The sequence below is a fragment of the Pararhizobium capsulatum DSM 1112 genome (assembly GCF_030814475.1).
GTDB classification, from domain to species: domain Bacteria; phylum Pseudomonadota; class Alphaproteobacteria; order Rhizobiales; family Rhizobiaceae; genus Pararhizobium; species Pararhizobium capsulatum.
In genome coordinates this window covers 4,167,343-4,180,087 of sequence record NZ_JAUSVF010000001.1, presented here as the reverse complement: position 1 = coordinate 4,180,087, position 12,745 = coordinate 4,167,343, and the positions used below count along the sequence as shown (strand labels likewise).

The window sequence follows — 12,745 nt, the reverse complement described above, 5'->3', positions numbered from 1 at the left end:
ACGACCGCTTTCGCTCGAGGAGCGTGGATCGAATGGCTGCAACCGCAACCGCCGGCGCGATGCCGACAGCCGCGCCCGCCGCAGAGCGCATGGACCCGAAGCGGCTTATCGCCTTCTTCGCCATGGTGTTCGGCATGTTCATGTCGATCCTCGACATCCAGATCGTTTCGGCGTCGCTTGCCGAAATCCAGGCGGGCCTGAGCGCGGGATCGGATGAGATCGGCTGGGTACAGACCTCCTATCTGATCGCCGAAGTCATCATGATCCCGCTCTCGGGCACGCTGGCGCGCATCGTCTCGACGCGCGTCCTGTTTTCGGTATCGGCTGCCGGCTTCACCATTGCCAGCGCGCTGGCGGCGACGGCGACGAACATCGACCAGATGATCATCTACCGCGCACTGCAGGGCTTTATCGGCGGCGGCATGATCCCGTCCGTCTTCGCTGCCGCCTTCACCATCTTCCCCCCATCCAAGCGCAGCATCGTCTCGCCGATCATCGGCCTTGTCGCTACGCTTGCGCCAACCATCGGCCCGACGGTTGGCGGCTATCTCAGCCACGCCTTCTCCTGGCACTGGCTGTTCCTGGTCAACATCATCCCCGGCATCATCGTGACGATCGTGACCTGGAACCTGATCGATTTCGACAAGCCGGAACTGAGCCTGTTCAAGAAGTTCGACTGGTGGGGGCTTCTCTCCATGGGCGTGTTTCTCGGTGCGCTCGAATATGTGCTGGAAGAAGGCAATGCCAACGACTGGTTCAGCGACGAATATATCCTCATGGGGGCGGTTGCCTCGGGGATCGGCGCGCTGGTGTTTTTCTACAGGGCCTTCACCGTGGACTTCCCGGTGGTCGATCTCAGGGCGTTCTCAAATCGAAACTTCGCCTTCGGTTCGCTGTTCTCCTTCGTGATGGGTATCGGCCTCTACGGCCTGACCTACCTCTATCCGCTCTATCTCGGGCGCATCCGCGGCTACGATTCGCTGATGATCGGCGAGACGATGTTCGTCTCGGGCCTTGCGATGTTCTGCACGGCGCCGGTCGCCGGCAAGCTGTCGACCAAGCTCGATCCGCGTTTCATGATGATGATTGGTTTCGCAAGCTTTGCGGCAGGCACCTATATCATGAGCAAGCTGACAGCCGACTGGGATTTCTACGAGTTGCTCGTCCCGCAGATCCTGCGCGGTGTCGGCCTGATGCTCTGCATGGTGCCGATCAACAACGTGGCGCTCGGCACGCTGACGCCGGATCGTATCCGGGGCGCCTCAGGTCTCTTCAACCTGACGCGAAACCTCGGCGGCGCCGTGGGCCTGGCTGCGATCAACACGATCCTGACCCAGCGCCAGCAGGAGCACTATGCCCGGCTTTCCGAGCATGTGCAGTGGAACAATCCGGAAGCGCTTGACCGTCTGCAGAGCATGGAAAACAACTTCAATTCGCATGGTCTGGATGGTGCAACCATCGCCATCCAGAAGATGTCGGGTATCGTGACACAACAGGCCTGGGTCCTGTCGTTCATTGATGTGTTCCTGATCCTGACAGGCTTGTTTGGCGCATTGGTTTTCTGCGCCCTGCTGATCAAGAAACCGCAGGGAGCACCCGGCGGTGGCGGCGGCCACTAGGACAGACCGCCATTCGAATCGGCCTGAACCGAATGCCGATCAGTCCCACACTTTCGACAAACCATAAGAAAAGGCCGCGCGGATTGCTCCACGCGGCTTTCTTTTTGAACTGCCAGTCGATCTTACCAGGACGGGATCAGGGCGCCCTTGAACTCGTCATTGATGAAAGCCTTGATGCTGTCGTCGTGATAGGCCTCGACCAAGGTCTTGGCCCAGGGCGCATCCTTGTCGGCGCTCTTCACGACGATCACGTTTGCATAGGGCGATTCGGCACTCTCGATGGCGATGGCATCCGTCTTCGGATGCAGGCCAGCTTCCATGGCGTAGTTGGTGTTGATGACGGCGGCATCGACGTCATCGAGCGAGCGCGGAAGCTGGGCGGCGTCGAGTTCGGAGAACTGGATGTTCTTCGGATTTTCGATCACGTCGGCCGGGCCTGCCTTCAGGCCGGCTTCCGGCTTGACCTTGATCAGGCCTTCCTTGGCGAGAATGAGCAGCGCGCGGCCACCGTTGGTCGGGTCGTTCGGAATGGCGACGGTTGCGCCATCAGCCAGCTCACCGAGGCTCTTCACCTTCTTTGAATAGACGCCCATCGGGGTCGTGATGGTCTTGCCGATGCTGACCAGATCGAAACCGCGATCGGCGATCTGATTGTCGAGGTAGGGCTGGTGCTGGAAAGAGTTGGCGTTGAGGTCACCATCAGCCAGTGCCTGGTTCGGCACAACATAGTCGGAGAACTCGAGGATCTCGATGTCGAGACCCTTCTTTGCCGCGACTTCCTTGACCTTTTCCATGATCTGCGCGTGCTCGCCCGACGTGACGCCGACCTTGATTGATTCTGCCTGGGCAGCGCCGGTTGCGACAGCCAGCGCCAGCGAAGCGGCGAGGATGAATTTCTTCATGGGGTACTCCTTTATGAAGGTGGACCGGAGACTGGGATTCGTCTCCCCGGCCCGTGGGTAGAAACTGGATCTAAGATTTGCGGCTTTTCTTGTCGAAGCGACGGGCGAGTGCATCGCCGGCGCTCTGCACGAGCTGCACCAGCACGATCAGCACGATGACGACGACCAGCATCACATCCGGCATGAAGCGCTGGTAGCCGTAGCGGATGCCGAGATCGCCTAAGCCCCCGCCGCCGACGGCGCCGACCATGGCCGAATAGCCGATCAGGCTGACAAGCGTCATGGTGAGCGCCAGCGTCAGGGCCGGGCGTGCTTCGGCGAGCAACACCTTGAAGACGATCTGCGTCGGCGTGGCTCCCATGGCACGTGCCGCTTCGATGAGGCCCTTGTCGACCTCCCGGATCGCCGCTTCGACGAGGCGGGCGACGAAGGGGATCGTTGCGATGGTCAGCGGCACGATCGCGGCCTTGGTGCCGATCGAGGTGCCGGTGATCAGCCGCGTGAGCGGGATGATCGCGACCACGAGGATGATGAAAGGCGTGGAGCGGGTGGCGTTGATGATCAGGCCAACGATGCGGTTGATATTCGGCGCCGGGAAAAGCTCGCCACGACCGCTCGTTGCCAGAAACGCGCCGATCGGCAGGCCGATCAGCGAGCCGATCAGGCCGGCGATGGCGACCATGCGCAAGGTATCGAGCGTGGCCTTGCCGATGAGAAGCAGAAGATCAGGCGACATAGCCGAGCACCTCCGTAACAAGACCGTTTTCGGCAAAGAAGCGTTCTGCGCGGCCGGAGGTTTCCGGCGTTGCAGCATAGGCGACGACCAGCGAGCCATAGGGTTCGCCGCCGATCTCATCAATGGTGCCGGCGATAATGTTGACCTCGGTGCCTACCGAACTGATCAGCTGCGAGACGAGCGGGCGTTCGGCTGTCGCACCGAAGAAGGTCAGGCGCACGACGGCGCGGTCGCCTGCCGACGGGCTCTGTTTCAGGTTGCGCGCCAGCGCTTCCGGCAGCTTCGAGCCGGGCAGGCCGGAGAGAAGCGCTCGGGTCGTTTCATGCGAAGGTTGGGTGAAGACATCGAAGGTGCGTCCGCTCTCGACGATGCGGCCGCGGTCGATGACGGCGACATCGGAGGTCACGGCTTTGACCACTTCCATCTCATGGGTGATCAGCAGCACGGTCAGGCCGAGATCGGCGTTGATGGTCTTCAGGAGATCGAGGATCGACTGGGTGGTTTCCGGATCGAGCGCCGAGGTTGCCTCGTCGGAGAGCAGGAGCTTGGGCTCGGTCGCCAGGGCCCGGGCAATGCCGATGCGCTGCTTCTGGCCGCCGGAAAGCTCGGATGGATAACGCGCATGCTTGTCGTCAAGGCCGACGAGATCGAGCAGGGGCCGCACGCGCTTTTCAATTGCGGCCTTGCCGACACCGGCGATTTCGAGCGGCAGCGCGACATTGTCGAAGACGGTGCGCGAAGACAGCAGGTTGAAATGCTGGAAGATCATGCCGATCGAGCGGCGCAGGGTGCGCAAGCCCGCTTCATCGAGCGCGCCGACATCGACGCCATCGACCAGCACCTTGCCGTTCGACGCATGCTCCAGTCCGTTGACGAGGCGGATCAGCGTCGACTTGCCGGCGCCGGAGCGGCCGATGATGCCGGTGATCGAGCCCTTGGCGACGGAATAATCGATGCCGTCGAGCGCGGTGAAGGCAGCACCCGAGCCGCTGGCCGGGAAGTGCTTCGAGACACCGGTGAACGAAACCATGGGGGACAGGGAGGATGTCGTCATTGGACGTCCCTCCGCAGGGAAACATTCACGGAAACTGGTATGGGCATGGAAACTCTCGGGCAATGAAACGGGCAAGGCAGTGGATGCGCGCAATGGCGCCGCAGAAAGGGCAATCAGCCCTTGCAGCTCTCGCACATTCGCCAACATTGCCAGTTGCCCAGCATCCGGTTGCCCCGCCATGAAATTCGCGCCGAATGTAAGTAGCGGCGCTCAAGATGGCTCTCTAATGCGCGCATTTTCGCTGCCGATCCAGCGAAAATTTTCCAAGTAACCGTAAACCGCCGGATAATTCTTGCGTGGACCGAGATAATCGCCGTGGAATGACCGGAAGATGGATCGGGATTAGGCCGGTGGCATGGCCACCGGCCTTTGAGGATCAACCGGGCTTGTGGTTGCCCTTCGGGAACTGTTCGGCCAGTTCCTTGTACCAGTGACCGCTCTTCTTGATGGTGCGGACCTGGGTATCGTAATCGACATGGACGATGCCGAAGCGCATCGTGTAACCTTCCGCCCATTCGAAATTGTCCATCAGGCTCCAGGCGAAATAGCCTTTCATCGGATAGCCTTCCTTGATCAGCTCGGCGGTGACGGCGAGATGGTCAGCGATATAGTCGAGGCGCGGCTGATCGTCGACGATGCCGTTCTCAAGGCCCATGTTGTAGCAGGCGCCGTTTTCGGTGATGTAGCAGTCTGGGAGACTGTAGCGTTCGTTCAGTGTGCGGATAAGATCGCCCAGCGCCTGCGGAACGACCTCCCAGCCGATATCGGTCTTGATGTCGCTGACCGGTTTGGCGTTGACCGTCGCCGGGAATTCCGCTGATGGGGTCGGATCGTCGGAGACGCGCATCGGCGTGTAGTAGTTGACACCCCACCAGTCGAGTTTTTGCGAGATAACGGCCATGTCCTCGGCTTCCACCTTCGGCATTCGGTTGCCAAGCGCGGAGAGGAGGCTTTCCGGATATTCGCCCTTGAAGATTGGGCCAAAAAAGGCGCCATTGTGAAAGTCGAAGGCGCGTTCGGCGGCTGCCTGGTCCGCGACGCTGTCGCTGCCGGCATAGACGTGCATCGGGTTGATGACGATGCCGACAGGCAGGTCCGACCGTACGTCGCGCACCGCGGAAACGCCAAGGCCATGGGCGAGGTTGGTATAGTGCATCGCATGAAGGGCCGCATCCATGTTGCGCTCGCCCGGCGCATGGATGCCGTAGAGATGGCTGAGCCAGACGGAGCACCAGGGTTCATTGAAGGTCGCAACAGCGTCCAGTCGGTCGCCGAGACGAGAGATCACCGTCTTGGCGTAGCGCTGGAAGGCATGGGTGGTCGAGTGTGCCGTCCAGCCGCCGTCGCCCATCAGCGCGAGTGGCAAATCCCAATGGTAGAGTGTCGCAAAGGCCTTGATGTTGCGCGCCTTCAGGCCATCGACGAGGCGGTCGTAGAAGTCCAGGCCCTTCTCGTTGATCGGTCCGGTGCCCTCCGGCACGATGCGCGGCCACGCGATCGAGAAGCGATAGGCCTGCACACCGAGGCTCTGGATCAGGTCGAGATCGTCATCCAGCCGGTTGTAATGGTCGCAGGCGATGTCGCCGTTATCGCGGTTGTGGACGCGGCCCGGCATGTTGGAAAATGCATCCCAGATGGAGGGCTTGCGGCCATCGGTCTTCGATGCACCCTCGATCTGGAAGGAGGCGGTCGCGACACCGAACAGGAAATCGCCGGGGAAACGCTGGGCGAGGGTCTTGGGATCGATCACGATGGTTCTCTTCGGTTGGCGGCGGAGAGAACGCCGCGTCTGCTCTGAAATCTGCAACGTTGCAGTAAAGCCACGCGATCAAAAGTCAATAACAAGATGATGACATCAAGCGGAAAGTGACAGCCCTGCCGCTTCCGGCAGAGCCGTCTCCAACGGTAATCCTAGACTTTGATCCAGGCGCCATTGCGTTTCGACGACTGCACGCAGGCATCGACAAACATCATGCCTTTCAAGCCGTCATTGATGGTCGGATAGATGACGGCCGGATCGAGCTTTTCGCCCTTGCGCTTGGCGTAGATGGCGCGGGCGGCTTCGCTGTAGATATTGGCGAAACCTTCGAGATAACCCTCAGGGTGGCCGGAGGGGATGCGCGAAACGCGGGCGGCAGCGCCGCTGGCGCCGGCGCCGGCACGGGTGATCAGGCGCTTCGGTTCGCCGAAGGGCGTGTACCAGAGATAATTCGGATCTTTCTGCACCCATTCGATGCCGCCCTTGGTGCCGTAGACACGAACCATCAGGCCATTCTCGTTGCCGGGGGCGACCTGGCTGCACCAGAGCATACCCTTGGCGCGCTGGCCGTCCTTGGCCTTGAAGCGCATCATCACATGGGCGTTGTCATCCAGCGCTCGACCTTCGACGAAGCTGTCGAGATCGGCAGCGAGCTCTTCCAGCTCGAGGCCGGAAACGAAGGCGCCGAGGTTGTAGGCGTGGGTACCGATATCGCCGGTCGAGCCACCGGCACCGGAGCGGGCCGGGTCTGTGCGCCAGGAGGCCTGCTTCTGGCCGGATTGCTCGATGTTTTCCGTCAGCCAGTCCTGCGGATATTCCATCTGCACGAGGCGGATCGGGCCGAGATCGCCATTCAGCACCATCTCGCGGGCCTGACGCACCATCGGGTAGCCGGTGTAGTTGTGGGTGAGCACGAAGAGCGCGTCGCTTTCATCGGCGATCTTCTTCAGCTTCCGGGCATTGGGCAATGTCGAGGTCAGCGGCTTGTCGCAAATGACGTGGATGCCGCGCTTCAAGAATTCCTTTGCCGCTTCATAATGCACGTGGTTCGGCGTGACGATTGCCACGGCCTCTATGCCGTTCTTCAGCTTGGCTTCGCGGATCGCCATTTCCTTGAAATCGGAATAGGTGCGCGATGGATCGAGACCGAGTTCGAGGCCGGAGGCCTTGGCCTTTTCCGGAGTCGAGGAGAGGGCGCCGGCGACGAGTTCGAAATGATCGTCGAGCCGGGCCGCCATGCGATGCACGCCGCCGATGAACGCTCCGGAACCGCCGCCAACCATACCGAGCCGTATACGCTTTTCGCGCGGTTCAGTGCTGCTGCCTTCGATAGCCATGTTGTGTCTCCTGAATTTGGTTTTTGTGCTTGCGGAGAGATACCCCCTGTCGGCAACGCCGACAGGGGGTATCTCTCCGCGCCGGGAAAGCTTAAAGCCCCAGCATGCGACGGTTGGCGGCGTCATCCGTTCCGGCATCGGCGAAATCGTCAAAAGCCTTTTCCGTCACGCGGATGATGTGGTGCTTGACGAATTCCGCACCTTCACGCGCGCCGTCTTCCGGGTGCTTCAACGCGCATTCCCACTCGACCACGGCCCAGCCGGCAAAATCATTGGCCGCCATCTTGGCGAAGATCGCGCCAAAATCGACCTGACCGTCACCCAGCGAGCGGAAGCGGCCGGCGCGGTTGACCCAGCCCTGGAAGCCGCCATAGACGCCCTGGCGTCCCGTTGGGTTGAATTCCGCGTCCTTGACGTGGAACATCTTGATGCGGTCCTTGTAGATGTCGATGTTTTCCAGATAGTCGAGGCACTGCAGCACGTAGTGCGACGGATCGTAGAGCATGTTGGCGCGGGCGTGGTTGCCGGTGCGCTCCAGGAACATCTCGTAGGTGATGCCGTCATGCAGGTCTTCGCCGGGATGGATTTCGTAGCAGACATCGACACCGCAATCTTCGGCGTGATCGAGGATCGGCTTCCAGCGGCGAGCAAGTTCGTCGAAGGCGGTCTCGACCAGCCCGGCCGGGCGCTGCGGCCACGGATAGACGAAGGGCCAGGCGAGCGCACCGGAGAAGCTCGCCATCGCATCCAGGCCGAGGTTCTTGGAAGCAGTCAGTGCCAGCTTCACCTGATCGACGGCCCATTCCTGACGGGCTTTGGGATTGCCGCGCACTTCGGGGGCAGCAAAGCCATCGAAGGCTTCGTCATAGGCGGGATGAACGGCAACGAGCTGGCCCTGCAGGTGGGTCGAAAGTTCGGTGACCTCGACGCCGTTCTCGCGCGCCTTGCCCGCGAATTCTTCGCAATAGGTCTTGGATTCGGCGGCCTTTTTCAGGTCAATGAAGCGGCTGTCCCAGCTCGGGACCTGCACGCCCTTATAGCCGATGTCGGTAGCCCATTTGGTGATGGAATCCCAGGAATTGAACGGTGCGGCATCGCCGGCAAACTGGGCAAGAAAAAGGGCGGGGCCCTTGATGGTCTTCATCTGTGGTTTCCTCCGTCGATGGTCGCCACTGAACCCAGACGACCTAATTCTTCTTCAAATGACTTCTGCCGTACGTACCTCTGGCAGAAACTGCTAAACCTGAAACGTTGCAGAACGAGGGGAGGCTAGCATGTTTGCGCGGGCGGACAATCCGGCCGGGGCCAGAAATTTCAGAAAGTCACCGTCAAAACGAAAAGCTGCCCGCAACGTTACGCTGCGGGCAGCCCAAGCTCAAAATCAGATCAGAACGGGGAGTCCGGGAAGTAGAAGTCCTTCGCGTTGTCCTTGGTGACCAGCGTCGCGTCGATCGTGTAGGTGCCGCGAACCGGAACCTGGCCGTAGAAGTTGGCGACGGTCATTTCGAGCGCGGTGCCAACCATTGCCGGCGGATAGAGCACGTCGACCGGGATCATCTTGTCGCCGTCCATGACCTTCTTGATCATGTCCTTGGAGCCTGCGCCCGCGACGACATACTGGATGTCGGTGCGGCCGGCCTGCTCGATGGCCTGGAGAACGCCGACAGCCATGTCATCGTCCTGGCACCATACGACGTCGATCTTCTGGTACTTGGTCAGGTAGTCCTGCATGACCTTGAAGGCATCGTCACGGTTCCAGTTGCCGAACTGGCGGTCGAGAACCTTGACGTTGGAGCCTTCGATACCCTTGTCGAAGCCGTCCTGGCGCTGCTGGTCGATCGGGATCGGCAGGCCGCGGATGATGACGACTTCAGCGTCCGGCGTCGTTGCCTTGATGTATTCGCCAGCCGTCTGGCCGAGCGCCGGGTTGTTGCCCGCGACGTAGAGGTCACGAACCGTATTGTCGTTGACCGACGGTGCGCGGTCGACGATGGCGACGAAAGTGCCCTTGCCCTTGACTTCCTTGATGGCGTTGACCAGCGGATCCGGGTCGGACGGCAGGATCACGAGGGCGTCGATGCCCTGGGTTTCAAGGTCCTGCACGGCATTCGCCTGGCTTGCCGGATCCGGCGACGTCTTGACGATGACGTTGAGGCCCGGATGCTGTTCCATGAGCAGCTTGGCGACGCGCTCGGCGTGGAAGACCACACCCGAGGTCCAGCCGTGGTCGGCGGCCGGGATCGAAACGCCGATCGTGACCTTCTTGTCTTCAGCGTGGGCCACGCCAGCAAACGCCATGATGGCGATGGCTGCAACGCCCAATAGTCCTTTACGCATGTTTCTCTCTCCCTAGTGTTTCGGGTCTACAATCAGCGCCGGGCGACCCAAGAACCCGGCTCAAGCGCTCCCGTTCTCTCCTGAACCGGGAATGCCTTATCTCCTTGTCTCCCAATCATTCCGCACGCGCTCCACGCGTGTGCCGGAATGGCCGGAAGTTACGATTTCCGTACCAGCGAGCGCTGGACGAGCATCGCAATGATGATGATCGCACCCTGGATGGCGCCGATCAGATATTCGCTGATGAAGTTCGACAGCAGCATGATGTTGCCGACGAGCTCAAGGATGAAGGCGCCGCAGATCGTGCCCCAGACACGGCCCGCGCCACCTTTTAGCGCGGTGCCGCCAACGACGACGGCGGTGATTGCCTGCAGCTCCCAGAGGATGCCGGTTGTCGCGGACGTCGAGCCGAGACGCGGTACATAGAGCAGCACGGCGATTGCGACGCAAAGACCCTGAATGACGAAGGCGATGGTGCGGACACGGTTGACCGGAATGCCGGAATAACGGGCGACATCGCTGTTCGAGCCGACGGCGACCACATGGCGGCCATAGCGCGTGCGGTAGAGGATGAAGGCGGCAACAGCGGTCACGGCGAGAATGACGACGATCGGAACCGGCACGCCGAGGATGTAGCCGAAATAGGCCGGGCGATACATTTCCTGCAGCGCGGGATCGCGCAGGGTAATTGCTCCGCCTTGCGACAGCCATGTCGTCAGGCCGCGATAGATGCCCATCGTTCCAAGCGTTGCGATGAAAGGCTCGATCCGTCCGACCGTGGTGATAAGGCCATTCAAGAGACCGCAGGCGGCACCGACAATGATCGTGAAGGCGACTGCCGCCGTCAGCATCAGGGCCGGATCGGCGATCACGCCGGAATTCATGAACAGGATCATAATGCTAGCGACGAAGGCCACCATCGAGCCGACCGAAAGATCGAGATCGCCGGACGAGATGACGAAGGTTGCGCCAACGGCGATGATCGCTATGAAGGCGCTGCGCGTCGCGACATTGGCGAGGTTCGTGATGCCGATGAAGTTCGGATTGACGAGGGCCCCGACGATCAGAAGCAGGATCAGCGCCGCAAAGGGAGCCACCGCCCTCAGATCGACGTCCCGCCAGCTTCGGCGCCGGATCTCACGGATTTCCTCATTTGCACTCATGTCCAAACCAACCTCCCGTCCCATTGTTTTGGGAATTTTGTTTCCAGACTTCATCAGGTTCGGCGGAACCGGATGAAGTCTGGTTTTCTTTTGTCCTTTCGGGAAAACCGGATTCCACTTTTCCCTGACAAACTCTCGCCCGCGAGCATCTTCGTGCTTTGTCAGGCTGCTGCTTTTTTCTTCAGTCCTGCGGCGTAGCGCATGATTTCCTGCTCGTTGATCTCATCGCCTTCAAGCATCCCGACGATACGACCCTCGCGCATGATTGCGACACGGGTACAAAGGCCGATCACCTCGGGCATTTCCGAGGATACGACGATGATCGAGCGGCCGTCGCGGGCGAGCGCCGAGATGAAATGATAGATCTGCTGCTTGGTGCCGACATCGATGCCGCGTGTGGGCTCATCGATGATGATGATCTCCGGCTCGGTTTCCATAACCTTGGCGAGTAGCAGCTTCTGCTGGTTGCCGCCGGACATGCGACCGGCGACAACATTACCGTCGCGCACGCGAATGTCGAACCGACGGCGTGCCTTGTCCAATGCGGCGGCCTCGCTGGCGGGGCTCAGATAGCCGAGCTTGCCATGCTTATCGAGCGACTGCAGCGTCAGGTTCGCCGTCATACGGGAATTCAGAAGCAGGCCTTTCGACTTGCGATCCTTGGTCATGTAAGCAAGGCCGCAGCGATTTGCGGCATGGGGATCGCCAGAGGTTACGGCTTCACCCCGGATAATGACGTCGCCAGCATGACGGGACCGTAGCCCCGCGACGGCCTCCATCAGTTCCGTCCGGCCCGAGCCGATCAACCCGGAAAAGCCGAGGATCTCGCCCTTGCGGACTTCGAAGCTTGCGTCATGAACATAGCCGGTCGAAAGGCCGCTGACGCTGAGCGTGATCTCCTCATCGACATCCGGCTCGCTCTTGGCCGGAAAAAGCTTCGACAGTTCACGGCCGACCATCAGCTGGGCGATGGATTCGCCGTCGAGGATGGCGGTAGGCGATGTCTTGATCCACTGGCCATCGCGCAGCACGGTGACACGGTCGGTCAGTTCCATGACCTCGTCGAGCTTATGCGACACGAAGACGAAGCTTGTGCCCTTGTCGCGCAGCTTGCGCACCTGCTTGAAGAGATAATTGGTTTCTTCGCGGGACAGCACGGCGGTAGGCTCATCCATGAAGATGATCCGGGCATCGCGGCTGATGGCCTTGGCAATCTCGACCATCTGCTTGTCAGCGATGGCAAGGCTGCTGATCATGGCGTTTTCATCGACATGCGAGCCGAGCACATCGAGCACGCGGCGGGTCTCACTCCGCATATATTTGCGATCGAGCATGCCGAACCGCGTCACTTCACGGCCCAGAAACAGGCTTTCGGTAACCGTCAGATGTTCTGCGAGATTGAATTCCTGGTGGATGATGACGATGCCGAGCGCCTCGGCGGCACCATTCGGCGGCAGCTTCACGGGCTTGCCATCGAGCAGGATTTCGCCCGAGGTTGGTTGTTCGAAACCGGATAGGATTTTGACGAGAGTGGACTTGCCGGCACCATTTTCGCCCATCAGGGCGTGAATTTCGCCTGCGCGCAAATCGAAATCGACACTGAAGAGAACCTGCACGCCATTGAAAGACTTGCTTATTCTCCTCGCGGACAGCACGGAAATGCCATCTCCGACGATCTGCGAATTCATGACGTCCTCCCTGCGGCTCCCATCCGCTTGAGGTGTATGTAAACCTTTACATAAGGCATGTAAAGGTTTACATCGGGACATATCACGGAATATTTCCAGCTGGCCTTTGACCTCCCGGGAACTCTGTGTAGTGTCCCGCCGAGACTAAAT

Annotated in this window: 10 protein-coding genes; 1 reads left to right on the top strand and 9 read right to left on the bottom strand. The window is 60.4% G+C overall.

Annotation, left to right across the window (positions count from 1 at the left end; all coding sequences use genetic code 11):
• The first annotated feature begins 32 nt into the window (after positions 1 to 32).
• Positions 33 to 1,619, top strand: coding sequence for a DHA2 family efflux MFS transporter permease subunit (locus QO002_RS20085; protein WP_307232901.1), 1,587 nt, complete (start codon positions 33 to 35; stop codon positions 1,617 to 1,619).
• Positions 1,620 to 1,741: 122 nt separating this feature from the next.
• Here QO002_RS20085 and QO002_RS20080 read toward each other — a convergent pair whose 3' ends face one another.
• The 9 genes from QO002_RS20080 to QO002_RS20040 form a co-directional block, all read right to left on the bottom strand.
• Positions 1,742 to 2,521, bottom strand: coding sequence for a MetQ/NlpA family ABC transporter substrate-binding protein (locus QO002_RS20080; RefSeq protein WP_307232899.1), 780 nt, complete (start codon positions 2,519 to 2,521; stop codon positions 1,742 to 1,744).
• Positions 2,522 to 2,591: 70 nt separating this feature from the next.
• Entirely contained in the window at positions 2,592 to 3,257 is a 666-nt protein-coding gene (locus QO002_RS20075; protein ID WP_307232896.1) for a methionine ABC transporter permease, read from the bottom strand.
• Complete coding sequence (locus tag QO002_RS20070) at positions 3,247 to 4,311, bottom strand: methionine ABC transporter ATP-binding protein (protein ID WP_307232894.1); 1,065 nt, start codon at positions 4,309 to 4,311, stop codon at positions 3,247 to 3,249. The genes QO002_RS20075 and QO002_RS20070 overlap by 11 nt, the downstream gene beginning before the upstream one ends.
• 376 nt (positions 4,312 to 4,687) lie before the next feature.
• Positions 4,688 to 6,061, bottom strand: coding sequence for a GH1 family beta-glucosidase (locus tag QO002_RS20065; RefSeq protein WP_370878525.1), 1,374 nt, complete (start codon positions 6,059 to 6,061; stop codon positions 4,688 to 4,690).
• Positions 6,062 to 6,222: 161 nt separating this feature from the next.
• A complete protein-coding gene (locus QO002_RS20060; RefSeq protein WP_307232891.1) occupies positions 6,223 to 7,407 on the bottom strand; it encodes a Gfo/Idh/MocA family protein in 1,185 nt (394 codons plus the stop codon).
• Positions 7,408 to 7,498: 91 nt separating this feature from the next.
• On the bottom strand, positions 7,499 to 8,551 hold the full coding sequence (locus QO002_RS20055) for a sugar phosphate isomerase/epimerase family protein (protein ID WP_307232889.1): 1,053 nt from the start codon (positions 8,549 to 8,551) through the stop codon (positions 7,499 to 7,501).
• 242 nt (positions 8,552 to 8,793) lie between these two features.
• Positions 8,794 to 9,744: a substrate-binding domain-containing protein gene (locus QO002_RS20050; RefSeq protein ID WP_307232887.1), complete on the bottom strand. Its 951-nt coding sequence runs from the start codon at positions 9,742 to 9,744 to the stop codon at positions 8,794 to 8,796.
• Positions 9,745 to 9,902: 158 nt separating this feature from the next.
• Positions 9,903 to 10,907 (bottom strand): ABC transporter permease, encoded by a 1,005-nt coding sequence (locus QO002_RS20045; RefSeq protein WP_307232885.1) that lies wholly within the window; start codon positions 10,905 to 10,907, stop codon positions 9,903 to 9,905.
• A gap of 161 nt (positions 10,908 to 11,068) precedes the next feature.
• Entirely contained in the window at positions 11,069 to 12,595 is a 1,527-nt protein-coding gene (locus tag QO002_RS20040) for a sugar ABC transporter ATP-binding protein (protein WP_307232882.1), read from the bottom strand.
• Between the last annotated feature and the right edge of the window lie 150 nt (positions 12,596 to 12,745).

What these genes read in the sequence shown, in the direction of transcription:
- QO002_RS20060 (WP_307232891.1), bottom strand. Translation starts at nt 7,407, where the DNA reads ATGGCTATCGAAGGCAGCAGCACTGAACCGCGCGAAAAGCGTATACGG.
- QO002_RS20075 (WP_307232896.1), bottom strand. Translation starts at nt 3,257, where the DNA reads ATGTCGCCTGATCTTCTGCTTCTCATCGGCAAGGCCACGCTCGATACC.
- QO002_RS20040 (WP_307232882.1), bottom strand. Translation starts at nt 12,595, where the DNA reads ATGAATTCGCAGATCGTCGGAGATGGCATTTCCGTGCTGTCCGCGAGG.
- QO002_RS20085 (WP_307232901.1), top strand. Translation starts at nt 33, where the DNA reads ATGGCTGCAACCGCAACCGCCGGCGCGATGCCGACAGCCGCGCCCGCC.
- QO002_RS20055 (WP_307232889.1), bottom strand. Translation starts at nt 8,551, where the DNA reads ATGAAGACCATCAAGGGCCCCGCCCTTTTTCTTGCCCAGTTTGCCGGC.
- QO002_RS20045 (WP_307232885.1), bottom strand. Translation starts at nt 10,907, where the DNA reads ATGAGTGCAAATGAGGAAATCCGTGAGATCCGGCGCCGAAGCTGGCGG.
- QO002_RS20070 (WP_307232894.1), bottom strand. Translation starts at nt 4,311, where the DNA reads ATGACGACATCCTCCCTGTCCCCCATGGTTTCGTTCACCGGTGTCTCG.
- QO002_RS20080 (WP_307232899.1), bottom strand. Translation starts at nt 2,521, where the DNA reads ATGAAGAAATTCATCCTCGCCGCTTCGCTGGCGCTGGCTGTCGCAACC.
- QO002_RS20050 (WP_307232887.1), bottom strand. Translation starts at nt 9,744, where the DNA reads ATGCGTAAAGGACTATTGGGCGTTGCAGCCATCGCCATCATGGCGTTT.